This window comes from Streptomyces venezuelae ATCC 10712 (assembly GCF_008639165.1).
GTDB classification, from domain to species: Bacteria; Actinomycetota; Actinomycetes; order Streptomycetales; family Streptomycetaceae; genus Streptomyces; species Streptomyces venezuelae.
In genome coordinates, this window is the sequence record NZ_CP029197.1 from 7,937,178 (window position 1) to 7,962,141 (window position 24,964).

The window sequence follows — 24,964 nt, forward strand, 5'->3', positions numbered from 1 at the left end:
GTGAAGCCCCCTGAGTCGCGGGACGGCGACCCCAGCCAGTTCACACCCCCGATAGGCCGCAAGTTCGGTGTCTGGGGAGATTCCGAACTGGGCACCGGCGTCATCGGCAGCAGCAGCGGGAGCACCGGCCTGCCGGACGACCCGATCGCCGGTGTGCTCGGGGTTCATCCGGAGTCCGGCGGCATCGGCGTCGCGGGCCAGTCCACCAACGGCACCGGCGGCACGGGTGTCGTCGGTCTGAGCGTCGGCGGGGTCGGAGTGTCCGGCGTCAGCAAGGGAGCCGCCGCCGGGGTATTGGGCACGGGCACCAAAGGCGCGGGTGTGGAAGGCACCAGCACCGAGGGCCCCGGAGTGTCCGGCAAGGGCGGGCCTGGCAAACCCGGTGTGGCCGGCACCGGCACCGACGGCCCCGGCGTGTTGGGCGCCACCACGGGTGCGGGGCCGGGCCTGCTCGGGTCCTCCGCCGAGGGCCCCGGAGTGTCGGGCACGAGCCCCGGCGGCCCCGGTGTCTCCGGCGAGAGCACCGGCGCCGAACCGGGCGTCACCGGCTCCGGTGCCACCGGCCCCGGAGTCCACGGGTCCAGCGAGCAGGGCGACGGGGTCAAGGGCGTCGCCGGCACCACCGGTGCCGGTGTCGTCGGCACCGCCGGCGCCGGTCCGGGCCTCTCGGGCACGAGTACGGAAGGCCCGGGCGTCCTGGCGAAGGGCGGCGGCACCGCGGCGGGAGTGGAAGGCAGCGCCCCGACCGGACCGGGCGTCTCCGGCACCAGCACCGACGGAGCCGGCGTCTCGGGTACGAGCACGAAGGGGCCCGGCGTCACCGGCAAGGGAGGAGGCCAGGGCGCGGGCGTGGCCGGCAGCGCCGACGCGGGTCCGGGAGTCTCCGGCACCAGCACCTCCGGTGTCGGCCTGCGCGGCACGGGCGGTGGCGCCTCCGCCGGCGTCGAGGGAGTCGGCGGGACCGGCGCGGGTGTGCTCGGTACCAGTACCCAGGGCGCCGGGGTCCTCGGCACCAGTACCGGGGGAGTGGGCGTCAGCGGGAAGGGGGAGGGGGCGAACGCGGGTGTCGAGGGTACGGGCGCCGAGGGTCCGGGCGTGTCCGGTACCAGTGCCCAGGGCGCCGGCGTCTCGGGGACCGGCGGAGCGTCGTCCCCCGGAGTCGCCGGCACCGGCACCGGCGGCGCCGGTCTCCAGGGCACCAGCACCAGCGGGGACGGCGTCCTCGCGAAGAGCACCAGCGGCGCGGGGGTGTCCGCGTCGAGCGTGGAGGGCACGGGTGTCTCGGGCACGAGCACCCAGGGCGTGGGCGTGTCCGGCACGGGAGGCGGCGCGAATCCGGGCGTCCAGGGTACCGGCGGCGCCGGGCCCGGCCTGTCCGGCTCCAGCACGGAGAACGTCGGGGTGTTCGGCAAGGGCGGATCCGGGAAGGCCGGTGTCGAGGGCCGTGTCACCTTCGGATCGGGCGTTCACGGCGACAGCACCCAGGGCAACGGGGTCGAAGCCACAGGAGCGGTCGGCCTGTTCGCGAAGGGCTCGTCGCAAGCCGCGATCCTGGACGGCGACGTCGTGATCACCGGCACGGTCTCCGACGGCGCGAACCTCATGCGGATCGACCACCCGGTGGCGCCCGAGGACCGCTTCCTGATCCACGCGGCCGTCGAGTCCTCCGAGCTGAAGAACGTCTACGACGGCTCGGCCGTCCTCGACGCGAACGGCCGGGCCACGGTCGAACTGCCCGAGTGGTTCGAGTCGTTGAACGAGTCCTTCCGCTACCAGCTCACCGCGGTCGGCGCCCCGGCCCCCGACCTGCACGTCAGCCGCCCCCTCACGGACCACACCTTCGAGATAGCGGGCGGAGCCGCGGGCCTCGACGTCTGCTGGCAGATCACCGGAGTCCGCTGCGACAACTGGGCCCGGGCCAACCCGTTGGTCGCCGACGTGAGCAAGACCGGGGAGGAGCAGGGCCTCTTGGTGCATCCGGAACTGATCGGCCGTCCGGCGGACCGCTCCCTCGCCCAACTCGCCGCCCGTGGCGGGGCGCCGGACACCGTGCCCGAGGACGTGGTCTGACGACACCGCGCGGAACCGCGCACCGGGTCAGGTGTCCGCGCGGCACCCCTGGGCGTCCCCCGGAGTCAGGACCGCTCGACGCGGAAGTCCCCGGCCGCCGGGTGGGGCTCCGCCAGGATGTCGCCCGAGGAGCCGAGGCTCGCCCGGAGATGGAGGATCGCCCCGAGCACCACGCCCTGGAGGAGCTCACGCCGGACGCCCAGGTCCAGCGGGGAGCCCGTGAGGTTGGCGGAGATCAGATCGGCCATGCCCGGGACGGGGACGGCGGCCAGGACCTGGCACGTGACCAGGTCCCACTCGTCGAGCCGCGGGTGGGTGCTCCGGGCGAGGAGCCGGAGCGACAGCGCGGTGCGGTTCTCGACCGACTGGACCACCTGTTCACACCCCCACGGGCACGGCGGCCCCACGGCCCGCGAGGTGGGCGACGAGGGCCGAGGCGATGGGCAGGCCGGTGTGCGCCTCGTAATAGCTGTACGCCGGCATCGGATTGACCTCGAAGCACACCCACGAACCGTCGGGGGTGCGGCGCAGGTCGACGCCCGCGAGCGGCAGGCCGAGCGCCGCCGCGAGTTCCACGCAGCGCCGGGCCGTCTCCGGGGGCAGGTCGTACGGGGCGAGCCGGACGGACCGTCCGTCCCGGCCGGGGTACCGGTAGTCGATCGCGTCGCTGTCGACGGCGGCGGCGTACGTGTCCGTGCCGACGACGTGGACGCGGACGTCCTGGCCCGGCACGTACGCCTGGAACTGGGTCGGGAGCCCACGGACGAGCGCAAGTCGGTTCTCGTCCGCCGCCGTGAACTCCGTGACGACGGAACGGATCGCGCTCACCGACTTGTAGACGATCCGGCCGTGCCGGGCGCGGAACGCGAGGATCTCCTCGGGGTCGTCGCTGACCAGCGTCTCCGGTACGGCGAATCCGCAGCGCCCGATGAGCTGGGCCTGGTAGGGCTTGGAGGCGTTGGAGCCCATGGCGCGGGGCCGGTTGACCACGACGGCCGGGGCCGTGTCGAGCCAGCCCACGAACCACTCCTGGAACGCCGCAGCCCGTGCCCGGGCCGCCGGGTCCGCGTCGTCCGGCGGCTCCAGCGGGCGGGCGTACACGGCCGACACCTCCCCGAGCGGCACCCGCGTCCCCTCGACGGTCAACCGGGCGTCCAGGGCGTCCGTACCGACCACGAGGTCGTACCGGGCGGTGCGGGCCTGGTCGATCACCAGGTGGCGCAGGCCGGCGTCCCGCGCGGCGCCGATCGCGCGGGTGAGCGGCGCGTCGTCCGTACGGCCGAAGAACAGGATCACTCGGTCCTCCTCGTGGGCTGGTCTGCGACGGCCACCAGGAGGGCGGCGGTGGCCTCGACGTGCGGCGGGTCGTCCAGCCGCGGGCACAGACGCACGTCGGTCACCACGGCTCCGGTCGCGCGGGGCGCGAACCGGAGCTCGAAGTGCCGTGTGCCGAGCACGTCGGCGAGGCGCAGGCAGCGCTCGCCGTGCTCGCCGGCCCGGGGACCGATCACCCGGTCCCCGGCGACGAGCAGGGTGTCGCGGTATCCCGCCGGCGCCACCGACAGCACGTCGACCGGGACCGGTGATCCGGGGCCGCCCGGCCACGCGAGGCGCGGCACGTGCCGTTCCCCGGGGTCGGGCGGGCCGACCAGGCCGCCGCGGGTCGCCCCGCCGCGCCGGGCCACCGGCAGGCCGCACCGTTCGGCGTGCACGAGCGCCGTCGTGGGGGAGACGGTGCCGTGGGCGGTTCCGTACGCGTCGACCAGGCCGATCACCCGGGGCGCCAGGGACAGCAGCCAGCTGGCGACCAGGGCCTGCCGCTCGCTGTGCGCGTACTGGGCGTCCTTGGCGCGGGGGCCGTCCGCGGTTCTCGTGGCGGGCGGCGTGCCCGGCAGCCGGTTCAGCACCGCGCCGACGGTCCGGTCGTCGAGGACCCGGCCGGTGGGCAGGGTGATCCGGGTGGCGGCCACGCCCGCGCGGGTCACCCGGTGGCTCCACCGAGCGCGGGCGAGTTCGGCGGGCGTGAGGACCAGGACTACGCCGTGGCCGCCCCGGGCCGACAGCGCGCGGGCCACCGCCGCCGCGCCGCCGTCCTCGGGAGCGGCCAGGAGGAGAATGCTTCCGCTCACTGCGGGGGGAGACTGTCGTACACCCGCTTGGCCTGCGCGTCGCCGGCCTCGACGGCCTCCCGCAGGGCCTCCGCGCCCGCTCCGTACCGTGGTCCGCCGACCAGGTCGGGCCGGAGCTCGGCGCCGATGAACGGCTCCGTGTGCTCGCCCGCGCCCCCGGCGCCGCCCACGGACCGCTCCAGGGCGGTGAGCCGGGTCCGCAGGTCGTGGATGGCGGCGGCGGTGGGGTCGCCCGCCCCGCCCCTCGATCGTGGGGCCGACACGTCCGGAGGGTTGTCCCAGTCGTCCTTGACCTCCTTCCAGTCCTTGTGCTCCTTGGCCGGCTCCTTCCACTCCTTGTGCTCCTTGACGGGTTCCTTTCCGCAGGAGACCGCCAAGGTGGCCGTCATGGTCGCCGCGGACGGCGAGATCCGGGTGACGGAGACGCAGGACTTGGCGCCCGCGAAGGTGCGCGACGCGGGTGAGCTGGAGGAGGTGAAGGTGGTGTTGCCGCTGGTTCCGGGGTAGGGGTCTCCGTCGTCGCCGCGGTTCTGTCTGAGTTCGAGGTTGCGCAGGCCGTCGGCCTGCACCAGGCCGACCTTGTAGTGGTTCTCGTCCCGGTTGTTCGGCTGGTTCTCGTCGATGTGCCAGATCAGCAGCCCGTCTCCCGGCAGCGAGGCGTCGTACCCGGTCCGCTGGCGGTTCTCGAGCAGGAAGTACTCGCTGCCGCCCGCGCCGTCCTTCCAGAGCCGGTGGACGGTCTGGCTGGACTTCACGTCCGGGAAGGACTCGTCGCCGCCACTCGTGACGATCTTGGTGGTGGCCCAGCCCTGGTTGACCTTGCACCAGGCGGACGGATGCGTGGGGCGGTCTCCACCGCCGCCCCAGGAGCCGGCTCCCATCAGGCACCACATGCCGACGCCCTCGGAGGTGTCGTCCGTGTCATAGAGGTCGGGGAAACCGAAGAGCAGATGGCCGAGTTCGTGCGCGCAGACGCCGATCTTCGCCTCTTCGGAGATGGTCAGATAGCCGTAGATGTTCGTGCCGTCGGTCTGGTGCACGGACGGCAGGGTCGCCTTGTGCGACCAGATGTGGAACGGCTTTCCGCTCTGGTCGGCGGCGGGCCCGGAGTGCACCACGACGAAGGCGTCGACGTAGCCGTTGCCGTCGTTGTCGAACGGCGCGAAGTTCACGGACGCGTCGGCGGCCTGCGCGGCGGACGCCGCCATCTCCGGTGACCGGAACGGCGGGACGGGCCTGCCGATGCCGAAGGTGCCGGCCGCGTACCAGTCCATGGTCTCCGGCATGCGGTACGGTCCGTGCACCTCGCCGACGAGGTCCACCAGGCCGTTGGTGACCTCGCGGTAGTACTCGCGCACGCTGCCGTCCGGCATCGAGCCGAGCGAGAAGAACAGCCGGTCGATGTCCGCCGCGGACTTCGCCATCGGCTGGTCCGAGAAGTCCACCAGGACGACGATCACCCTGATGGCGCCGCGCAGCGGGGCCCGGTCGGCCGCCGCCGCGCTGATGGTGGAGCGGGGGGTTCCCGCCGGAAACGCCTCCGGGGGGAAGATGGTTCCGTCGTCGAAGCCCAGGGGCGTGGGCGGGCTGGTGAAACCGAGCAGGCTGGTGAGCTCCCCGGGGCCACCCCGCACCTGCTCGAGTTCGTCCAGCATGCGCTGGCGCAGCTCCGGGCTTGGCGCGACGGCGCAGAACGGGGAAGAGGCGGCGGCACGATCGGCCATGGCGACTCCTGAGAGTGATGGTCCGTTGCTTTCCGTCACCAAGGTAGCCGTCGCTCGTTGAGGGAGCGCGCCCGACGAACGAGCCCTCGGCATATGCGCTCCCATGGTCGGCGCGCGCACCCACCCGAAGGCGCCGCCGCGCGCCCCCGCACTCCCCGTTCCCCGTCCGGTCCATCGGGCCTTTACCGTACAGTCTGTCTGGTAACGCGACCACGACTGAGGCCCCGTGCAGGCGCGCGGCGGGGTCAGGGCGTGAGGTCGAGGGCTCCCGGGGCGTCGGACGGGGTGAGTCCGGTGGCCCAGACGCGGCCGTAGACCGATAGGTCGCGCAGATGGGCGGTGATCTCGGCGGCGCTGTAGCCGGTGTCGTTCTCCACCCACCAGGTGAGCAGCGCGATGAGTTCGCCGGTCCAGGCCCGGGCGACCACGTCCAGGGGGATCCGCGGCGTCACCCCGAGCTGTGCCACTCGCGCGCGGAAGGCCGCCTCGGCGTGCGTGCGGATCAGGTCGGTGAACTCGCGCAGGGCCCGGCCGTCGCCCTCGCCCCGCAGGATGACCTGGTAGACGGGCTTCTCCTGTTCGGCGTGTTCGAAGACGTACTTCACCGGCAGGCCCGTGAACCCCTCGGCGTGCGCCTGCCGGACGGCCGGCAGGAGGCGCTCGCGGTCCTCGGCGAGGTCGCGGACGATCCCGACCAGGAGGTCCTCCTTGTCGCGGTAGTGCGCGTAGAAGGTGGCGCGGCCGACGTCGGCGCGTTCGGTGACCTCCTCGACCGTCACGGCGTGGAACCCCTTGTCCAGGACCAGTTCGACCAGGGCCTGGCGCAGTGCGGCCCGTGTCCTGCGGACGCGGCGGTCTCCCGCGGGCTTCATGTCCACTTCGCTTCCTTCTCCTTCGAACCGTTGACCTGACCCTAGCGTTGCCCGTACGTTGCCGCACACCAAGATTGATACCGAACACACTGTTCGGAAACTCTGGAGGTGTGATGAACCTCGGGCGATATGTGCGCCGGACCGCCGGCCACCAACCCGACGCCGAGGCCGTGGTCTGCGGACCCGTACGGCTGACGTACGCGGAACTCGACGACCACAGCGACCGGCTCGCGACGGCGCTGCGCGCACTCGGCCTTCGCCGGGGCGACCGCGTGGCGACCCTCGCCGGCAACCGGGCCGAACTGGTCGTCACGGAGGTCGCCCTCTACAAGGCGGGCCTCGCCCGCGCACCGATCAACGCCCGACTGGGCGCGACCGAGGTGGCGCACCTGCTCGCCGAGTCCGATGCCCGGGTCCTGCTGACGGACGCCGCCCACCTGGACACCGCCCGCGCGGTGGTGCCCGGCTCGGGCGTGACGACCGTCCTCGGCTACGACGGCCCCTGCGACCTCGGCCCGGGCTACGCCGAGACCCTCGCCGCCACCGAACCGGAACCCGTCGAGACCGAATGCGCCGAAGACGACACCGCCGTCCTGCACTTCACCTCCGGCTCCACCGGAAAACTCAAGGCGGCGGTCCAGACGTACGGCAACAGGCTCGCCCTGATGCGCAAGTCGACGATGGGCGCCGACACCCGGGTCGGCCCCGGCAGCCGGCAGATCCTGGCCGGGCCGGTCACCCACGCCTCGGGCATGCCGCTGATGGGCATCTTCTTCGCCGGCGGCTGCGCGGTCGTACTGCCCCGCTGGGACGCCGAGGAGTTCCTCGCCACCGTCGAGCGCGAGCGCGCCACCCACGCCTTCGTCGTGCCGACCATGGTCAACACCGTGCTCGCCCTGCCGACCGCCCGCGACCACGACCTCTCCAGTCTGCGTCAGCTGACCTACGGCGCCGCGCCGATGGCCCCGGCCCGCATCCGGGCCGCCTGGGAGCTCTTCGGACCCGTCCTCTCCCAGGGATACGGATGCGGCGAGACGACCTCCGGCGTCCTGTTCCTCTCCACCGAGGACCACCGGCGCGCCATCGAAGGCGAGGACGAAGAGCTGCTGCTGTCCTGCGGCCGCCCGCTCGCCGAGGCCGAGGTCGTCATCGTCGACGACGACGGAAAGCCCGTCGCCGACGGAGAGATCGGCGAGATCGCCGTCCGCGGGCCCGATGTCGTGCCCGGCTACCACAACGAGCCGGCCCTGACGGCGGAGTCCTTCCGGGACGGCTGGTTCCACACCGGAGACCTCGCCCGCCGCCGCGCGGACGGCTACGTCTTCATCGTCGACCGCAAGAAGGACATGATCGTCTCCGGCGGATTCAACATCTACGCCGTCGAGGTCGAGTCCGTCCTCCAGCAGCACCCCGACGTCTACGAGGCCGCCGTCGTCGGCGTTCCCGACGAGCGGTGGGGCGAGGCGGTCAAGGCCGTCGTCGTCCCGCGCGACGGCGCCGTCCTCACGCAGACCGACCTCATCGACTTCTGCGCCGAACACCTGGCCCGCATGAAGAAGCCGCGCTCCGTCGACTTCGTCACGGCCCTGCCCCACAACCCCAACGGCAAGATCGACCGCCGCGCCGTCCGCGACCCCTACTGGGCGGGCGCCGCGCGCCGCGTCAACTGAACAGGAACCCCGCCATGCCCTTCACCCTCGAACCCTCCTACGACGAGAACCCCCGCCTCCAGGAACTCGTCGTCCGGCTGCGCACCTACCTGCGTGACGAACTCCTCCCGTACGAGCGCGAGCACGGGATCACCCCGGAGACCCCGCTCGACCGCGCCACCCTCGAACGCGTCTGGAAGCGCAGCGCGGAACTCGGCTTCTACGGCGTCAGCCTGCCGCCGGAGCTGGGCGGGCAGGGCATCGGCTTCGCCGAACTGTGCGCCCTCAAGGAGGAACTGACCGCCTCCGGCGCCGCCCTCTCCCACTCCGTCCTCGGTGACATGGGCGGGCCGCTGCGCGTCGGCGCGATCGTGAAGTACGCCACCGAGGAGCAGCGGGAGCGCTACCTCATGCCCGTCGTCCGGGGCGAACGGGCCTGCTGCTTCTCCCTCACCGAGGAGGACGCGGGCTCGGACGTACGCCGGATGACGACCACCGCCACCCCGGACGGCGACGGCTACGTCCTCAACGGCAAGAAGGTCTTCTCCTCCGCCGCCCCGTTCGCCGACTTCGCCGTCGTCGTCGCCCGCATGGCCGGCGAGGAGGACACGTACAGCGCCTTCCTCGTCGACCTCGACACCCCGGGCTGCACCGTCCTGGACGGCGAAGTCCCCATGTCGGGGCAGCAGATGGAAGGCGACCTCCTCTTCGAGAGCTGCCGCGTCCCCGCCGCGAACCTCCTCGGCGAGATCGGCCAGGGCCTGCGCATCGGCATCGGCCGCATCACCCTCAACCGCCTGCTCCACTGCCCTTCCCTCATCGGCGCGGCCCGCCGCGCCTGGGACCTGTCGGTGGAGTACGCCATGAACCGCGTCGTCTTCGGCCGGCCGCTCCTCGCCCACCAGGCCATCCAGCACAAGATCGCCGACATGGCCACCGAGATCTACGCGGCCCGCTCGATGGTGACGGCCACCGCCGTGAAGGCCGACCGGGGCGACGACATCTCCGTCGAGGCCAACATGTGCAAGCTCTTCACCTCCGAGGCGTGCTTCCGGGCCGCCGACCAGGCGGTCCAGATCCACGGCAAGGCCGGCCTGACCCGCGGACACGAGGTCGAGCAGATCTTCCGCAGCCTGCGGATGTTCCGGATCGTCACCGGCACCACCGAGATCCACAAGAACGCCATCGCCAAGGGCCTCGTCTGACCCACCCCCTGGCGCCCAGGGCGGTGCCGGGCCCCGCTCCGGCGAGCGGGGCCCCCGGCCACGGGGGACGACCGCCCACCCGTACGACCCCCTGCCCCACCCGCACCCGCAGGAGTCGCCCCATGACACCCCGTACCCTCATCACGCGGTCCCGGCCCGTCGCCGCACCGGCGGCGGACCGTCGCAGAGCCTGGCTGGTCACCGCGATGATCGTGGCCTTCATGGTCGTCAACTACGCCGACAAGTCGGTCCTCGGCCTCGCCGCCGTGCCCGTCATGACGGAACTCGGCCTCAGCAACAGCACCTACGGCCTGATCTCCAGCTCCTTCTTCTTCCTCTTCAGTGTTGCCGGACTCCTCGTGGGGTTCCTCTCCACCCGGATCTCCAGCCGCGTCCTGCTGTTCGTCATGACCGTGCTGTGGGCCGTCGCCCAACTCCCGGTCCTGCTGGTGGCGTCCGTCCCCACGCTGATGGCCGGCCGCATCCTGCTCGGCGCCGCCGAAGGGCCGGCGGCGTCCATGTCCATGCACGCCCTGTACAAGTGGTTCCCGCCGGAACGCCGCGCCCTGCCCTCCGCCCTCCAGATCGGCGGCGCGGCCCTGGGCACGCTCATCGCGGCGCCCGTCGTCACCTGGCTGATCGACGGCTTCGGCTGGCGTTCGGCCTACGCCGTCCTGGCCGCCGTCAGCGCCCTCTGGGCACTGCTGTGGTGGCGGGTCGGACACGACGGCCCGTACGACCACGAGCGCACGGCCACGGGACCGGGCGGGCCCCGGCTGCCGTACCGGAGGATCCTGCTGACCGGCACGGTGCTCGGCAGCATCGCCAGCGCCTTCGGGGCGGCGTGGGCCCTGTCCCTCAGCCACGCCTGGCTGCCCGCGTACTTCAGGACCCAGCTGGACATGTCCGCCGCGGCCTCGGCGACCGCCATCAGCGTCATATCGGGCTTCGGGCTGGTGCTGCTGCTGGGGGTCTGCCCGTTCGTGGACGCGCTGAAATCCCGTGGCGTGAGCAGCCGTTGGTCCAGCGGGGCGGCCCAGAGCGTCGCCGTGGTCCTGGCCGGATGCGCGATGACGGCGTTCCCGTTCGTCGACGCCACCGGTCCGCGGCTGGTACTCGTCGCCTGCGCCTTCGGCGGCACCGCCGTGGCCGTCCCCCTCCACTACATGACGACCGCCGAGGTCGTCCCGCCCGCCCAGCGCGGCGCCGTCTTCGGCATCGTGGCCGGCGTCGGAACCCTGCCGGGGCTCGTCGCACCGTTCCTCACCGGCCACCTCATCGACACGGCGCAGACCCCGGCCGCCGGCTACACCACCGCGTTCGTCGCCGCCGGCGCGGTGATGCTCACGGCCGGAGCCTTCGCCCTGACGGCCATCCGCCCGGAGCGGGACGCCCGCCGCATCGCCCAGGAAGCCGGGTCACGGCCGCCGGCCTGAGCACGGCGGCCCCGGCGCCCCCTCCATGATCCGGTGCGTCCACCCTCCCTGTCGGCCGGGCCCGTTCAGTGTGCCGGGGCCGTACGGGCGAGGGCGTCCCGGGCCGCCGCTTCGGCGAGGGCGCGGTCCTCCGGGACCACGCCGATGCGGGTGCGGCGGTCGAGGAGGTCGGAGGTGTCGAGGGCGCCCTCATGGCGGACCGCCCACACCAGTTCGGCGCCCGTGACGGGGTGGCCGGGCACGACGGGCTCGGCTAGGGCCGGGTCCTCGAGGCCGAGGGCGTGGACGGCCGGGGCTTCGGAGCCGTAGCGCTGTACGAGGCGCGGTGGCACGTCGAGACCGGCGAGGGTCTGCGGGCGGGCCGCGCCGACGAGGGGGACGGACGCGGTGCGGCAGGCGCCGGCCGACAGGCCGCGGACGGCGACGGCCGCGTCGACGGCGTCCTGGGCCATGCGGCGGTACGTGGTCAGCTTGCCGCCGACGACGGTGACGACGCCGTCGGGCGAGGTGAGCACGGCGTGCTTGCGTGAGATGTCCGCCGTGCGGCCCTGCTGGTCCCGGGTGTCGAGCAGGGGGCGCAGTCCGGCGAAGGCCCCGGCCACGTCGGAGCGGTGGACGGTGACGTCCAGCGCGGACCCCAGGACGTCGAGGAGGAAGCCGATGTCCGTCTCGGGGACCTCAGGGACGTCGGGGACGTCGCCGTCGACCGGCTCGTCGGTGAGGCCGACGTACACGCGCCCGTCGCCCTGGGGCAGGACGAGCACGAAGCGGTTGGTCTCGCCCGGGATCGGGATGTGCAGTCCGGCGGAGAGCCGGCCGAGGGTCTCCGACCGCAGGACGAGATGGGTGCCGCGCGAGGGCCGGAGCCGTATGTCGTCGATCAGGCCGCCCGCCCACACTCCGGTCGCGTTGACGACGGTGCGGGCGCGGACGCGCAGCTCCTGGCCGGTGGTCTCGTCGCGCACCAGGGCGCCGTCGCCGTGGAGTTCCAGCGCCCGGCAGCGGGTGAGGACCCGGGCACCGTGGGCGGCCGCGGTGCGGGCGATCGCGGTCACCAGGCGGGCGTCGTCGGAGAGCCGTCCGTCCCAGGAGAGCAGTCCGCCGCGCAGGCCGACGGGGCGCAGGGCCGGAGCGAGGTGGCGGGTCTCGACGGCGGACAGCGTGCGCGGCTGCGGCAGCGTGCGGCGCGAGGTGCGGGCACCGACGCGCAGCAGGTCGCCCGCGACGAACCCGGCGCGGGCGAGGGCGGCCTGGCCGCGGCTGACGAGCGGGGTGAGGGGGAGCACGAAGGGCTGGGCGCGGACCAGGTGGGGGGCGGTGCGCTCCATGAGGATGCCGCGTTCGACGGCGCTCTCGTGGGCGACGTCGAGCTGCCCGGACGCGAGGTAGCGCAGCCCGCCGTGGATCAGCTTGGAGCTCCAGCGGGAGGTGCCGAACGCGAGGTCGTGGGCGTCGATCGCGGCGACCCGGAGCCCGCGGGTGGCGGCGTCGAGCGCGGCTCCGGCGCCGGTGGCGCCCAGCCCCACGACGAGTACGTCGACGACGTCGCCGTCGGCGAGCCGGTCCAGTTCGCGCCGGCGCCGCTCGGCGTGGAGCGAGGAGCCGGGCAGGGCGGTGCTGCTCGTGGGGTTCATGGGGCGAGGGTCCTCTCCAGCAGGGTGCGCAGCTCTTCGAGGAAGGCGGCTTCGCTCAGTCGGGGATCGTGCTCGTCGGTCATGGTGCGCAGCGAGAGCGTGAAGGACTGGACGACGAGCAGGAGCGACCGGGCCTGCACCTCGGGGTGGGCGCGGCGTACGGAACCGTCCTCGTGCCCTTCTTCCAGTGCCGTGAGGAGCAGTCCGAGCAGGGCGTCCTGGCTGGCGCCCCGCCGGTCGAGGACGTACGGCAGGAGCAGCTCGGGGTCGACGTCGAGGATCTTCCGGAACAGCGGGTGGGACCGGAAGGCGGCGACTCCGGCCACCAGCCCCTCGACGATCCGGGCCCGTTCGGGCAGGTCGTCGTCGGCGGGCGGCATGGCGCCGGCGGCGACGGAGATCCACTCACGGGTCATCAGGTCGCCGACGAGGGTCCGCACGTCGGGCCAGCGTCGGTACAGCGTCATCCGGGACACACCGGCCCGCCGGGCGACGTCGGTGAGGGTGGTTCGCCGTACGCCGACGGCGAGCACGCAGTCGCGTGCCGCGTCGAGTACGGGATCTGCGTCCGCATGGTTGTGACGAATGGGCGTCATCTGTCACAGTGTAATGCCAGTGCGGGCCGAGCGGCAGCGCCGTCCGTGAAACAGACCGTGAGGAACCTCTCGAAGTGGACATGTTGTGGAGCGGCTGGGGCGACCCGGCCAAGGCGGCACCCCTGCCCGAATCGGTGACCGGTCTGCTGCGGGACCTGCTCGGCGTCACACCGCGCGAGAACGGCCCGGCCACCCTCGCCGACATCGACGTGCCCGCCCCGGCACTCACCGATGAGGCGAGGGAAGCGCTGCGCGCCGCCGTCGCCGCCCCCGACGGCCTGCGGGACGACACCGAGAGCCGCATCCGGCACACCCGGGGCAAGTCCACCCCCGACCTCCTGCGCATCCGCGCCGGCGAGGTGGACGACATCCCCGCCGCCGTCGTCCTTCCCGGCGGTCACGACGAGGTCCTCGCCGTCCTGCGGGCCTGCGCGGACCACGGCCTGTCCGCCGTCCCGTTCGGCGGCGGAACCTCCGTCGTCGGCGGCCTCGCGCCCACCACGAAGCGCCCGTTCGTCGCCCTCGACCTGCGACGCCTCGACCAGCTCCTCGCCCTCGACGAGGTGTCGCGCACCGCCACCCTGCACCCCGGCCTGCGCGGCCCCCAGTGCGAGGCGCTGCTCAACGAGCGGGGCTGGACGCTCGGCCACTTCCCGCAGTCCTACGAATGGGCGTCCATCGGCGGATTCGCCGCGGCCCGCTCCAGCGGCCAGGCCTCGGCCGGCTACGGCCGCTTCGACGAGATGGTCCTCGGCCTGAAGGTCGCCACCCCCGAGGGCACCCTCTGGAGCGGCCGCGCCCCGCGCTCCGCCGCCGGTCCCGACCTGCGCCAACTACTCCTCGGCTCCGAAGGCGCCCTCGGAGTGATCACCTCGGTGACCGTACGCATCCGCCCGCTGCCCGAGAAGCGGATCTACGAAGGCTGGCGCTTCGCCTCCTTCGAGGCCGGCACGGAGGCACTGCGCCGACTCGCCCAGGACGGCCCGCGCCCCACGGTGCTGCGGCTGTCGGACGAGTCCGAGACCTTCATCGGACTCGCGCAGCCGAACGCCATCGGCACCACCGAACTCCCGCAGAACCCCGGCTGCATGGCCATCGTCGGCTTCGAGGGCACCGAGGCGGACACCACCGCCCGCCGCGCCGCCGCCCGCGAGGTCCTCCTCGCCTGCGACGGAGAGTTCCTCGGCGAGGAGGCCGGCGACAAGTGGCAGCACGGCCGCTACGACGCGCCCTACCTGCGCGACGCGCTGCTCGACGCCGGCGCGTTCGCCGAGACGCTGGAGACGGCCGCCTTCTGGTCCGCGATCCCCGGCCTCTACCGGGCGGTCCGCGAGGCGCTCACCCACACCCTCACCGAGGCCGGCACCCCGCCGCTCGTCATGTGCCACATCTCGCACACGTACGAGAACGGCGCCTCGCTGTACTTCACCGTCGTCTCCGCACAGGGCGAGGACGCCGTCGCGCACTGGGCGCCGGTCAAGCAGGCGGCGAACGACGCGATCCTGGCGGCCGGCGGCACCATCAGCCACCACCACGGTGTCGGCACCGACCACCGCGACTGGTACGCCCGCGAGATCGGCCCCCTCGGCGTCCGCATCCTCCAGGCCGTCAAGGCCGAGATCGACCCGTCCGGCGTCCTCAGCCCCGGGGTCCTGATCCCCCTCCGCTGACACCACCCGCTGATCCCCACCCGCCGAACTCCTTCTCCCGCCGCCCCCGGAGGCCAGATCCATGCGACAGTTCACCGCCGTCGTCAACCCCACCGCAGGGGGTTCCAGCGGCACGGCGAGCCTGCTTCCGCTGGCCCGGCTGCTGCGGGAGGGGGGCGCGCGGCTCGACACCGTCTACAGCCGCAGCCTGGAACACGCACGGGAGCTCGCCCGGGAGGCCGGGGCGAAGGGGCACGTCGTGCTGGCCGTCGGCGGTGACGGCATGGCCGGCACCGTGGGCGGCGCACTCAGCGGCACGGACACGGTCTTCGGCCTGGTCCCCGCCGGCCGAGGCAACGACTTCGCGCGCGCCCTCGGACTCCCCACCGACGCCCAGGGCCTCGCCGAGGTACTGCTCGACGGCGAACCGCGGGCTGTCGACACCATCGAGGTGACGTCCGCCGAGCACCCCGGCATCCACGTCCTCGGCAGCGTGTACGCGGGCGTCGACGCGGTGGCCAACCGCCACGCCAACACCTCCCGTCTGCTGCGCGGCGCGGCCTCCTACTACGCGGGCGGCCTCCGGGCCGTCCTCGGTTGGAAGCCCGCCGCGTACCGCATCACGATCGACGGGACCCGGCACGAGCGCACCGGCTACACCGTGGTCGCGGCCAACTCCGGCTTCTACGGCTTCGGGCGGAACATCGCCCCCGGCGCGCGGGTCGACGACGGCCTCCTCGACATTGTGGTGATCAAGGAAGCACCCAAACGTCTCTTCTTCGCCATGATGAACGAGCTGAAGACGGGCGCGCACGTGAACCGCCCTCAGATCGAGATCCTGCGCGGCAAGGAGGTCCGCATCGAAGCCGACCGCCCCCTGCCGTACGGCGCGGACGGCGAGGTCGACGCGACCCTGCCGGTGACCCTCAAGGTCAGGCCCGCGGCCCTCCGCGTCCTGTCCTGACGGGAGCCCACGCGACCGAGCCGCGCACCGGGAGGCACCGGGTCGTCGGTCGAGCGCCGTGCGAGGCGGCCGCCACGAGCGCGCAGCCGATGCCGATGCCGATGCCGAGCAGGGTGAGGCCACTACCTGGGCGAAAGTGAGTCGCTCGTTCGAAGGCGAGTGATCGTTTCAGCGGCCGGACGGGGGTGGAGGCCACGACATGATCGCGGCGCCCTGCCGACAGCAGGGGAACTCCCCACCGAACTCCGGAGGTGGCCCCTCGTGGTCCTCGTCATCGTCGTCGCCGTCGTGGCTCTGCTCGCGGGTCTCGCCGCCAACCGCTGGCTGCGGCCCCGGCTGCTCAAGGAGGACGACGACACGGGCATGGCCGTCAAGGACCTCGTCGGCCCGCTGCTGACGATGACCGTGCTGCTGCTCTCCTTCGTCCTGGTCACCGCCAACGGCTCGTACGGCAAAGCCGAAGTCGCATCCCGCGGTGAGGCCCGGGCCCTCGACCAGCTCGTGGAGACCGCCGAGTACGCGCCCGATGCGCAGCGCGCGCGGATCCAGGCCGGCGCCGTCTGCTACGCCCGCGCCGTACGCGAGCAGGAATGGCCCGCCATGTCGGACGGGCACGGATCGTCGGCGCCCAGCGTGTGGTCCACGGACTTCCGGGTGACGTTCCGCACCCTGGAGGGCAAGCCGGTCTTCGGCATGCTGATCGGCGCCGACAACAAGCGCTCCGACGAGCGCGAGGAACGGCTCACCCAGGCGAGCGCCAGCATCCCCAGCGCCATCTTCTGGTTCCTGCTCGCCACCCTCTTCATCACCGTGCTGGCGCTCGGCATCTGCCTGCCCCGGAAGAACAACCGCGGCCAGCTGATCACCCTGACGGTGATCACCGCACTCCTGACCGCGATGCTGATCGTCATCCGGGACGTCGACCGCCCCTTCGGCGGCATCATCAACGTGGAGCCCACGGCGATCAGCGAGGTGGAGCGGCAGGCCACCCGCGACGTCCTCGCCCACAACCCGGCCGCCGTCCTGCCCTGCGACGACGAGGGCAACCGCCGGGCCGCCTGACCCTGGAGACCCGCGTCACAGCGCCGCGCCCGCCGAGGATCTGACGGAACGCCACCCCCGTACCCCGCCGGTGGACGTCAGCCGTGCGGCTTCCGTCTCCCGGCCGGCCCGCCGACAGGTCCTCAGGGGGTGGTGCGTACGGGGAAGCTGAAGGTGTGGCCCTGCTGCTTGAGCCACGGGAGGACCTGCTTGAGGGCTTCGACGGTCTGGCCGCGGTCGCCGCCGCCGTCGTGGAACAGGATCGTCGGACCGTTCGACAGCTCGTTCTTGACGGTGCCGACGATGGCGTTCGTGCCGGGCTTCTCGAAGTCCTTGGTGTCCACGTTCCATCCCAGCGGCCGCATCCCCGCCTCGGCGGCGATCCGCCGGCTGTCAGGCGTGAACGCGCCGCCCGGCGCCCGGTAGTACTCCACCTTCGCGCCCCCGGCGGCTTCCTCGATCATCCGCTTCGCGTCCAGGATCTGCTGCTTCTGGTACGCGACGGGCTTCTTGTCCATCGCGGTGTCGTGGGACGTGGTGTGGTCGCAGAGGCGGTGCCCGTCCGCGACGATCCGCTTGACCAGCTCGGGGAACTCCTGCGCCCGCGGTCCGACCATGCAGAACACCGCCTTGACGTCGTGCTGCTTGAGAACCTCCAGCACCTTGGGCGTCCACTTCGGGTCGGGGCCGTCGTCGATGGTGATGTTCACGCTCTTCCCGCCCGCCTCGGTGGCATGGGCGATCGACTGGGGCACCGTCACCTTCGCCACCGGCGGCGGGCCCGCCGCCGGGTCCTTCGCCTGCCCCTCGGGCCCGGTCGCACTCCGGCCCGCGTCCGGGCGGGCGGCGGCCTCGGTGTCCGTCAGCGCGGTGGCGCCCCACGCCGCCAGGCTGATCGCGACCGCCGATGCCGCCACGGCTATGTGCGCGGTGTACTTGCCCTTCAGGCCCATGTCCTGCCACTCCTCGCCGATCTCTACGCTCTCCCGGTTAGGGGGACGGACGAGGCGGCCGGAAGGTTTCATCAGACCTGGTCAAGAATCGGAAACGTGCGGTTGAGGAGCTCGGGGCCAGGGGCTCAGACCGAGGTGCTCCTCCTGAACCAGCCGCTGAACGGCGGTGCCCCCGCGGGTGATTCCGCCCCGCCGCCGGTGCCTTCGCCGCGGACGGACCGCTCGGCCCGTGCGAGTACCCTCTCCGCCTCCGCCCGCCAGGTCGCCGCATCCGCGTCCGGCCGGGGAGGCGGCAGGAACGGGCCCCGCTCCGGTGCTTCGGAGGCCGCTCCGAAGAAGTCCCCGCCCTTGCGCTTGAAGTCGTCCGTTCCCCACGAGCGGCCGTGACCGTGCGCGGGGGCCTTCTGGAGGTGGGGGATGTGCTTGGCGCAGTGGATGTACGCCTCTTCGACGCTGATCACCACCCACACCAGCGCCCGCCGGCCGGGGACTTGGTCGGCCGGCAGCCAGGGATGGGCGCGGCGCATCTCGTCGTCGGCCACGCTCGCCGCCCGGCCGTTGACGTGGAGCCCGATGCGGTCCCGCAGGAAGTCGACCATGAGGATGCCGACCTGCGGGTTCTCCTCGATGTTGCCGAGGCTGGCGTGCACGCCGTTGCCCCGGTACTCGGGGTAGGCGAGCGTCGTGTCGTCGAGGACCTGCAGGAAGCCGGGCGGGCCGGCGCGGAACGTGTTGTCGCACGCGCCGTGCCGGTCGGCGGTGGCCAGGAAGAACATCTCCTGCCGGTTCACGAACTCGCGCATCCGGCCGTTGAGCCGGTCGAGGACCTGGTCGGCGTAGAAGCGGTCCGCGCGGTCCGTCGTGCCCATGCGCTGCTGGACGAGGTGTTCGCCGTCACTGCCGGGTCGGACCGTGCGCAGGATCGCCGTCCCCTGCTGTCCGGTGTGTGGAGTAGTGCTCACGTCGTTGCCCCGACCAGTTCTTCGATGGCGTCGTGCCGTATGCGGTGGGTGGGTATGCCGATGCCCACGAGGGTGTCGACGCCGCTCCGGATCATGCCGGGCGGGCCGGACAGGTAGGCGTCGTGGCTGTGCCACGGGCCGAACTCGCGCACGGCCTGCGGGATTCCGCCGGACAGCAGGCCGACGGGTCCGTCGTCGACGACCGGACGCACCGAGAGCCACGGGTGCGACTGCTGAAGCCGGAGCATCGTGTCGATGTCGTAGAGGCCGTGGTCCCGGCGGGCGCCGTAGAACACGTCGACGGAGCGGCGCCGGCCGTGCTGGGCGACGTCTTCCACGAGCGCCTTGATGGGCGCGATGCCGGTGCCGCCGCCGAGACACAGCAGCCCGTTGTCACTGGTGTGGTCCACGGTCATGGAGCCGGCGGGAGGACCCAGCCGGATGACGTCTCCGGTGCGGGCGCGGTGGACGAGGGCGTTGGAGACCCAGCCCGCCGGTACGGCCTTGACGTGGAAGGAGAGGAGTCCGTCGGACCGGGGCGCGGAGGCGAACGAGTAGTGCCGCCAGACCCGCGGCCACCAGGGGGTCTCCACGGACGTGTACTGGCCGGCGAGGAAGGGGTAGGGGCCGTCGGGCCGGACCGTGACGACCGCGACGTCCTTGGTGCGCATGACGTGGGCGACCACCTCCGCCTGCCACCAGGCGGGCGCACGGAGTTCGTCGTCGGTCGCCGCGTCGATCATGATCTGGGAGATCGTGGTGTACGCGCTCACCCACGCGGCCTCGGTCCGTGGACCCCAGGTCTCGGGGGCGTAGCGGGTGAGGGCGCCGATCAGGGCCTCGCCGACGGCGGGGTAGTGCTCGGGGAGGGTGCCGTACTTGCGGTGCCCGCGGCCGAGATGGGTCAGGTACCGGGTCAGCGTGGCGGGGTCGTCCGCGTGGGTCGCGGCGGTGAGCAGGGCCTTGAACAGCCGGTCGCGCTGGGTGTCCATCGCGGCGGGGAAGAGGTCGCGCAGAGCGGGATGGCGGAGGAAGAGCAGCGCGTAGAAGTACGAGGTGACCTGGTCGGCGATCGGTTCGATCTCGGCCATGGTGCGACGCAGCAGGTCCGTGGGGGAGGGGACTGGTGCCGGTGTCGGTGCGGGGCCCGGTGCCGGTGCGGGGCCCGGGGCCGGGCTCTGGGCGGGGCGGCGTTCCGTCGGGCGGGGCGCGGATTCCGGGGCAGACCGGTCGGTCTCCGGTCGCCCGGGTTGCCGGGGCACGCGCGCTTCCTTCGGGCCTCGCACGAACCAGCCCCCGCCCTGACCGCCGCCGGCGGCAGAGGCACCGGCGCCGGCACCGGAGCCGTATCCGTAGCCGTCGCCCGACGGGGTGGTCGGAGCTTCCATCGGTCTGCCTCACCTCGAACGTCTTTGGTCGGTTGTCGCCCGTGGGGGCTGTATATGCCCGGTTCTCCTTGTCGCCCATGAGGTTTGACGAATACTCGGACGAATGAGCGGGCCCGACCATACCCCGACCGCCTGAATTCCGGAGTTTCGCTTGACGGCCCCTCCAGAGTCGGCGTTTTGGCTGTTCAGAGGGCATCTACTATTGAGTAGGGAAGGTCTGAAGGTGTTTCCTGTGTGACGCGCGCGAGGAATTCACCGACGGAATAGTCACGCGGTGACCAGAACTTCTCCACATCTGCCCGACAAGATCGGGGACAGGCCGACGACGGCGCGACCGGAGGCGGCCCGAACGCCGGACTCCGCACGAAGCCCACCCGGCTGGGCGCGTCCTGTCAGCGTGCGCGCGCGAAGCCGTACGCCGTGAGGAGGCAGACGGCGACGGCGATCCACAGCAGTACCCGGCCCAGCGAATCCAGCCAGCCCACCCCCGTCGCGGCCGAGGTCGAGAGCGCCGCCACCGCCGTCATGCCGAGCGGGAAGACCGTGGCCCAGCGGAGCAGGTCGTAGCCCGGGCGCGGCCGGACGATCTCGCCGCCCAGCAGCACCACGTACCAGATCAGGTCGAGCGCCAGGAGGACGAGCGTCGTCGTCCGCAGCGCCGTCTCCGCGCCGCCCGACCACACGCCCGAGGCGAGCAGCTTGGATCCGGCGAGCGCCGAGATCGCCATCGCGCCGCCCGCGATCCAGTGGTCACCGGCCCCCCTCACGACCTGCCCGAAGTCGAACCGGGTCAACGCGTCGCCGTACAGCACGAGCCCCAGCAGGAAGAGCGGGAGCGCCGCCCACGCGAGCCAGTCACCGCACGTCGGCGCCAGCACGGCGGAGAGCACCGCGAGCCCCTGGGTGGCCACGCAGATCAGGAACGCCGCGCCCGGCGCCCGCCGTGTCAGGTGGCGCAGCACGGCGATCAGGAGCACCGGCCACACCAGCGCGGCGAGGACGAGCAGCCCGACCGCGACCGGTGTCCAGCCGAGGAGTTCGTAGCGCACGCCGAGCACGGTCGTGGCGGCCACGGCGGTGAGCGCGGGAGGGGTGCCGGCGCTCGTCCGCCAGCGCCGCCGGTCGCCGAGGAACAGCGCCGTGAAGCCGATCGTGAGCAGCAGCCACAGCGCCGACGCCAGCCACAGGGCCACCACCGACAGCAGTTCGAACCCGGTGAGGTGCAGGCCGACCGACAGGATGCCGGTCGCCATGACCGCGGATCCGGTCGCGGGCGGCAAAGTGGCCCATCGACCGGCCGACCCGGACGGGCTGCGCTCGCTCATGAAGCCATCGCAGCGCCGGTCCGCGCGTCCCGCCAGTCGGCGGCGCCACACGGTCGGAGCGGCCCGTTGCCCGTTCCGGTACGCCTGCCGGGCGTGCGGGAGCCGACGAGTGAGCCGGGGGCGCTGCTCCTGAAGGAGGGCAGGTTCTTCCGGCCCGGCCGGGGGCGGATCACGTACTGACGCCGGGCCGCTGGTTCCAGCCCGCGATCACGGGCAGGCCGTGCTCGGTCGACAGGCGTCCGACCGTCGCGGTCGTGAGCAGGAACAGCCGCCCTTCGGAGGCCGGAAGCCCGAGGTAGCGCGCGGTGAGGACGCGCAGCAGATGGGCGTGGGCCACCACGACACCGTCCGTGCCGGGGTCGGCGGCGGCGAGCAGCGGCGCGATCCGAGCCAGCACCCGATCGGCGCGCCGGCCCACGTCCGCCGCGGATTCCCCGGGCCGGCCGTCGGCGTACGGGGCCACGCCGTCGCGCCACAGCGACCACGAGGGCCGGTCCCGCTGGATCCGGGCGGTGGTCAGCCCCTCGTAGCCGCCGTAGTCCCACTCGCAGAGGTCCTCGTCGGCGACGGCACCGCGCAGCCCGGCCAGCTCGGCGGTGTGCCGGGCCCGGCGCAGCGGACTGGTCAGGACGAAGGCGAACGAGCGCCCCGAGAAGGAGGCGGCGAGCGTACGGGCCTCGGCCTCACCGTCCGGAGTGAGCGGCAGATCGGTGCGGCCGGTGTGCCGCCCCGAGGCGCTCCACTCCGTGGCGCCGTGACGGATCAGAAGAAGGTCACCCATGGCCGCGCTGCTCCTCTCGCCGACCCGCAGGGGATACGCGTACGGAACCGACCCCGGAGCCCGGACCCCCACGGTAGACCTCGGCCGGGACCCCCGTTCGCAAGAACACGACCGGCGTCGTCGGGGCCGGCGCGGCCCGCCACGCCCGACGCGTCCCGGCCCCCTTCCGCGCAGGGCCCTCCGGTCAGGCGGGGGACGCGGGGTCGACGGCGAGTGCGGCGGCGACGGTGAAGAGGCGGGCACAGCGCCGGGTCATGGCCTCCGGTGTCTCCTCGGGATGCTTGACCCACCAGCGGACGAGGGTGCCGACCAGGTCCGTCCAGACGTGGCGGAGCGCGTCGGCGTCCAGGGGGTCGGTGGATCCGGCGGTGCGCAGCAGTCCGGCGGTGCCGTCGGCCGCGAGCGCGTCGATGGCCGTCCAGTAGGCCGCCGCGGTGCGGGCGGCCTCGCCGCCGGGCGGCAGGGAGCGGTCGTAGAGGACGAACCACGCCTCTCGGCGTCCCTCCAGCGTGACGAAGATGCCGCGCAGCACCCGTAGGGGAGTGTCGGCGGTGGTTCCCTCCTCTCCCATGGCCGTGCGGATCGTGTCGAGCAGGCTGTCCCCGACGGGCGTCAGGCAGGCGATGTACAGGTCTTCCTTGGTGCCGAAGTACTGGTGCAGCAGCGTCTTGGTGACCCCGACGCGTTCCGCGACGGCCGCGAGGGAGGCGGCGGCGTAACCGCGGCGTCCGAACTCTTCCGTGGCGGCTTCCAGCATCTGCTGCCGACGCAGGTGCCGGGGGACGCCCTTGGTGCCGGCTTTCGAACGGGGGGTTGCCATGCGTGGATATTATCAGTAAGTAATTTACCTCTCGGTAAATTCACTCACACGTGGCCTCAGGAGCGCGCATGTCCCGCACGAACACACCGTCGGTTCCGTCCGCTCCCCTCCGGTCCTGGTGGGGCTGGGGATGGGAGAGCGCCCACCCCGACGACGCCGAGTGCGTGGCGATGGGCGCCCTGCTGCCCGGCACGCTGGCCCGCCCGCTCCCCGTCCCCCGAATCGCCGACCTCGGCATCGGAGCACCCGCCGTCCAGCCCCCCGCCAGCCTGGCGCGGCTGACCAGCACCGATCCGGCCGACCGCGCGGCCCACGCGATGGGCAAGGCGTACCGCGACATCGCGCGCGCCCTGCGCGGCCGTCCGGGCCGGATCCCCGACCTGGTCGCGTTCCCGACGGGGGAGCGGGAGGTGGCCGATCTCCTGGACTGGGCCGGCGAACACCGGGTCGCCGTCGTGCCCTTCGGCGGCGGGTCCTCGGTGGTGGGCGGGGTCGAATACCGGGGCGACCGCCATCGCGCGGTGCTGTCCCTCGACCTGACGAGGATGGACCGGGTACTGGAAGTCGACCCCGAGGGCAGGGCCGCCCGCATCCAGGCGGGGACGCTCGGACCGAGCCTGGAGAAGCAGCTGCGTCCGCACGGCCTGACGCTCCGGCACTTCCCGCAGAGCTTCGAGTTCTCCACGCTCGGCGGCTGGCTCGCGACCCGGGCCGGCGGCCACTACGCCACGGGACGCACGCACATCGACGACTTCGTCCAGTCGATGCGCGTGGTCACCCCGGCCGGCATCGCGGAGTCGTGGCGGCTGCCCGCCTCGGGCGCGGGCCCCTCGCCGGACCGGATGTTCCTCGGCTCGGAGGGCGCGCTGGGTGTCATCACCGAGGCATGGGTACGGCTTCAGGCCCGCCCGGTCCACAAGGCGTCCGCCTCGCTCGCCTTCGCCGACTTCGGCGCCGCGCTCGGGGCGGTCCGCGCCCTCGCACAGTCCGACCTCGCGCCCGCCAACTGCCGGCTGCTCGACTCCGGCGAGGCCGCGCTGGCCGGGGCCGCGCGGGACGGCTCGGCCGTCCTCGTCCTGGGCTTCGAATCCGCCGACGCCCCGGTCGACGCCCGGCTCGCACAGGCCGTCGACCTGGCGCGCTCCCACGGGGGCCGACACGAGCCGTCCGAGTCCGGTGCCCCCGCCGACGAGGCGGTCAACGCGTGGCGGTCGGCGTTCCTGCAGATGCCCTACCTCAGGGACGGCCTGGCGCGGATGGGCGCCGTCGCGGAAACCTTCGAGACGGCGGCCACCTGGGACCGCGTCCCCGCCCTCGTGGAGGACGTCCGCAGGACCGTCGGCGAAGCGGCCCTCAAGATCTCCGGCCATCCGGCCACCGTCAACTGCCGCCTCACACACGTCTATCCGGACGGCGCGGCACCCTACTTCACCGTCCTCGCCGCGGGCCGCCCGGGGGAGGAGGTCGCCTTCTGGGACGAGCTGAAGACGGTGGCGAGCGAGGTGCTCCACCGCCACCGGGCGACCATCACCCACCACCACGCCGTAGGCCGCGACCACCGCCCGGCCTACGACCGCCAGCGCCCCCACCCCTTCGCCCTCGCCCTCCGCGCGACGAAGGCCACCCTCGACCCCCACGGCATCCTCAACCCGGGCGTACTGGTGGACTGACCCGGGCCGCGGCCTTACCCGCCGACACATCGATCCGCCCGCGTCCGCGCCCCGACCGACCGACCGCTCGCGACGCGGAATCGCGGATGCTGCATG

21 protein-coding genes are annotated in these 24,964 nt (G+C 73.0%); 8 read left to right on the forward strand and 13 right to left on the reverse strand.

Translation table 11 applies throughout. The annotated features are described in order from the left end of the window. Complete coding sequence (locus DEJ43_RS36090; protein WP_145953734.1) at nt 1-2,070, forward strand: beta strand repeat-containing protein; 2,070 nt, start codon at nt 1-3, stop codon at nt 2,068-2,070. Nucleotides 2,071-2,135: 65 nt separating this feature from the next. Here the strand turns inward: DEJ43_RS36090 and DEJ43_RS36095 are convergent, their stop codons facing one another. The 5 genes from DEJ43_RS36095 to DEJ43_RS36115 all read right to left on the reverse strand — a co-directional run bounded on the left by DEJ43_RS36095 (nt 2,136) and on the right by DEJ43_RS36115 (nt 6,795). Further along, nucleotides 2,136-2,444, reverse strand: coding sequence for a hypothetical protein (locus DEJ43_RS36095; protein ID WP_015038400.1), 309 nt, complete (start codon nt 2,442-2,444; stop codon nt 2,136-2,138). Nucleotides 2,445-2,448: 4 nt separating this feature from the next. Then, nucleotides 2,449-3,366, reverse strand: coding sequence for an MvdC/MvdD family ATP grasp protein (locus DEJ43_RS36100; RefSeq protein ID WP_015038401.1), 918 nt, complete (start codon nt 3,364-3,366; stop codon nt 2,449-2,451). Then, nucleotides 3,363-4,199 carry a hypothetical protein gene (locus DEJ43_RS36105; RefSeq protein ID WP_015038402.1) on the reverse strand — a complete coding sequence of 279 codons (837 nt, stop codon included), beginning with the start codon at nt 4,197-4,199 and terminating at the stop codon, nt 3,363-3,365. Before DEJ43_RS36105 ends, DEJ43_RS36100 begins: the two co-directional genes overlap by 4 nt. Further along, nucleotides 4,196-5,923 (reverse strand): M6 family metalloprotease domain-containing protein, encoded by a 1,728-nt coding sequence (locus DEJ43_RS36110; protein ID WP_015038403.1) that lies wholly within the window; start codon nt 5,921-5,923, stop codon nt 4,196-4,198. The genes DEJ43_RS36105 and DEJ43_RS36110 overlap by 4 nt, the downstream gene beginning before the upstream one ends. Nucleotides 5,924-6,168: 245 nt before the next feature. Continuing rightward, a complete protein-coding gene (locus DEJ43_RS36115; protein WP_015038404.1) occupies nt 6,169-6,795 on the reverse strand; it encodes a TetR/AcrR family transcriptional regulator in 627 nt (208 codons plus the stop codon). Between the two features lie 113 nt (nt 6,796-6,908). Here DEJ43_RS36115 and DEJ43_RS36120 point away from each other — a divergent pair, with 113 nt between their 5' ends. From DEJ43_RS36120 to DEJ43_RS36130, 3 genes are all read left to right on the forward strand, one after another. Continuing rightward, a complete protein-coding gene (locus DEJ43_RS36120; RefSeq protein ID WP_041663281.1) occupies nt 6,909-8,465 on the forward strand; it encodes an acyl-CoA synthetase in 1,557 nt (518 codons plus the stop codon). Between the two features lie 14 nt (nt 8,466-8,479). Beyond that, the gene (locus DEJ43_RS36125) at nt 8,480-9,649 is read left to right on the forward strand and encodes an acyl-CoA dehydrogenase family protein (RefSeq protein ID WP_015038406.1); all 1,170 of its coding nucleotides are present in this window, start codon (nt 8,480-8,482) and stop codon (nt 9,647-9,649) included. Nucleotides 9,650-9,771: 122 nt separating this feature from the next. After that, a complete protein-coding gene (locus DEJ43_RS36130; RefSeq protein WP_015038407.1) occupies nt 9,772-11,085 on the forward strand; it encodes an MFS transporter in 1,314 nt (437 codons plus the stop codon). Between the two features lie 65 nt (nt 11,086-11,150). Here DEJ43_RS36130 and DEJ43_RS36135 read toward each other — a convergent pair whose 3' ends face one another. Beyond that, nucleotides 11,151-12,719 carry a glycerol-3-phosphate dehydrogenase/oxidase gene (locus tag DEJ43_RS36135; RefSeq protein ID WP_015038408.1) on the reverse strand — a complete coding sequence of 523 codons (1,569 nt, stop codon included), beginning with the start codon at nt 12,717-12,719 and terminating at the stop codon, nt 11,151-11,153. Continuing rightward, on the reverse strand, nt 12,716-13,315 hold the full coding sequence (locus DEJ43_RS36140; protein ID WP_015038409.1) for a TetR/AcrR family transcriptional regulator: 600 nt from the start codon (nt 13,313-13,315) through the stop codon (nt 12,716-12,718). The genes DEJ43_RS36135 and DEJ43_RS36140 overlap by 4 nt, the downstream gene beginning before the upstream one ends. 74 nt (nt 13,316-13,389) lie before the next feature. Between DEJ43_RS36140 and DEJ43_RS36145 the strand changes: the two genes are divergently transcribed. From DEJ43_RS36145 to DEJ43_RS36155, 3 genes are all read left to right on the forward strand, one after another. Beyond that, on the forward strand, nt 13,390-14,985 hold the full coding sequence (locus DEJ43_RS36145; protein WP_015038410.1) for an FAD-binding oxidoreductase: 1,596 nt from the start codon (nt 13,390-13,392) through the stop codon (nt 14,983-14,985). A 61-nt stretch (nt 14,986-15,046) separates the two neighbouring features. After that, entirely contained in the window at nt 15,047-15,928 is an 882-nt protein-coding gene (locus tag DEJ43_RS36150) for a diacylglycerol/lipid kinase family protein (protein WP_015038411.1), read from the forward strand. A 261-nt stretch (nt 15,929-16,189) separates the two neighbouring features. Further along, nucleotides 16,190-16,990, forward strand: a complete 801-nt coding sequence (locus tag DEJ43_RS36155; protein ID WP_041663283.1) for a bestrophin-like domain — start codon at nt 16,190-16,192, stop codon at nt 16,988-16,990. A gap of 122 nt (nt 16,991-17,112) precedes the next feature. Here the strand turns inward: DEJ43_RS36155 and DEJ43_RS36160 are convergent, their stop codons facing one another. The 6 genes from DEJ43_RS36160 to DEJ43_RS36185 all read right to left on the reverse strand — a co-directional run bounded on the left by DEJ43_RS36160 (nt 17,113) and on the right by DEJ43_RS36185 (nt 23,198). Further along, complete coding sequence (locus DEJ43_RS36160; protein ID WP_015038413.1) at nt 17,113-17,922, reverse strand: polysaccharide deacetylase family protein; 810 nt, start codon at nt 17,920-17,922, stop codon at nt 17,113-17,115. A 125-nt stretch (nt 17,923-18,047) separates the two neighbouring features. After that, nucleotides 18,048-18,884: a pyridoxamine 5'-phosphate oxidase family protein gene (locus tag DEJ43_RS36165; RefSeq protein WP_015038414.1), complete on the reverse strand. Its 837-nt coding sequence runs from the start codon at nt 18,882-18,884 to the stop codon at nt 18,048-18,050. Then, nucleotides 18,881-20,272, reverse strand: a complete 1,392-nt coding sequence (locus tag DEJ43_RS36170) for a globin domain-containing protein (protein WP_078508832.1) — start codon at nt 20,270-20,272, stop codon at nt 18,881-18,883. The genes DEJ43_RS36165 and DEJ43_RS36170 overlap by 4 nt, the downstream gene beginning before the upstream one ends. Nucleotides 20,273-20,664: 392 nt before the next feature. Next, on the reverse strand, nt 20,665-21,597 hold the full coding sequence (locus DEJ43_RS36175) for a tellurite resistance/C4-dicarboxylate transporter family protein (protein ID WP_015038416.1): 933 nt from the start codon (nt 21,595-21,597) through the stop codon (nt 20,665-20,667). A gap of 169 nt (nt 21,598-21,766) precedes the next feature. Beyond that, complete coding sequence (locus DEJ43_RS36180; RefSeq protein ID WP_041663285.1) at nt 21,767-22,378, reverse strand: histidine phosphatase family protein; 612 nt, start codon at nt 22,376-22,378, stop codon at nt 21,767-21,769. A gap of 184 nt (nt 22,379-22,562) precedes the next feature. After that, nucleotides 22,563-23,198 (reverse strand): TetR/AcrR family transcriptional regulator, encoded by a 636-nt coding sequence (locus tag DEJ43_RS36185; RefSeq protein ID WP_041663286.1) that lies wholly within the window; start codon nt 23,196-23,198, stop codon nt 22,563-22,565. A 68-nt stretch (nt 23,199-23,266) separates the two neighbouring features. Here DEJ43_RS36185 and DEJ43_RS36190 point away from each other — a divergent pair, with 68 nt between their 5' ends. Continuing rightward, nucleotides 23,267-24,868: an FAD-binding oxidoreductase gene (locus DEJ43_RS36190; RefSeq protein ID WP_015038419.1), complete on the forward strand. Its 1,602-nt coding sequence runs from the start codon at nt 23,267-23,269 to the stop codon at nt 24,866-24,868. Nucleotides 24,869-24,964: the final 96 nt, after the last annotated feature.

Coding starts and splice junctions, on each gene's coding strand:
- DEJ43_RS36110 (WP_015038403.1), bottom strand. CDS start 5,923: ATGGCCGATCGTGCCGCCGCCTCTTCCCCGTTCTGCGCCGTCGCGCCA.
- DEJ43_RS36115 (WP_015038404.1), bottom strand. CDS start 6,795: ATGAAGCCCGCGGGAGACCGCCGCGTCCGCAGGACACGGGCCGCACTG.
- DEJ43_RS36120 (WP_041663281.1), top strand. CDS start 6,909: ATGAACCTCGGGCGATATGTGCGCCGGACCGCCGGCCACCAACCCGAC.
- DEJ43_RS36125 (WP_015038406.1), top strand. CDS start 8,480: ATGCCCTTCACCCTCGAACCCTCCTACGACGAGAACCCCCGCCTCCAG.
- DEJ43_RS36130 (WP_015038407.1), top strand. CDS start 9,772: ATGACACCCCGTACCCTCATCACGCGGTCCCGGCCCGTCGCCGCACCG.
- DEJ43_RS36135 (WP_015038408.1), bottom strand. CDS start 12,719: ATGAACCCCACGAGCAGCACCGCCCTGCCCGGCTCCTCGCTCCACGCC.
- DEJ43_RS36140 (WP_015038409.1), bottom strand. CDS start 13,315: ATGACGCCCATTCGTCACAACCATGCGGACGCAGATCCCGTACTCGAC.
- DEJ43_RS36150 (WP_015038411.1), top strand. CDS start 15,047: ATGCGACAGTTCACCGCCGTCGTCAACCCCACCGCAGGGGGTTCCAGC.
- DEJ43_RS36160 (WP_015038413.1), bottom strand. CDS start 17,922: ATGGGCCTGAAGGGCAAGTACACCGCGCACATAGCCGTGGCGGCATCG.
- DEJ43_RS36170 (WP_078508832.1), bottom strand. CDS start 20,272: ATGGAAGCTCCGACCACCCCGTCGGGCGACGGCTACGGATACGGCTCC.
- DEJ43_RS36175 (WP_015038416.1), bottom strand. CDS start 21,597: ATGAGCGAGCGCAGCCCGTCCGGGTCGGCCGGTCGATGGGCCACTTTG.
- DEJ43_RS36180 (WP_041663285.1), bottom strand. CDS start 22,378: ATGGGTGACCTTCTTCTGATCCGTCACGGCGCCACGGAGTGGAGCGCC.
- DEJ43_RS36185 (WP_041663286.1), bottom strand. CDS start 23,198: ATGGCAACCCCCCGTTCGAAAGCCGGCACCAAGGGCGTCCCCCGGCAC.
- DEJ43_RS36190 (WP_015038419.1), top strand. CDS start 23,267: ATGTCCCGCACGAACACACCGTCGGTTCCGTCCGCTCCCCTCCGGTCC.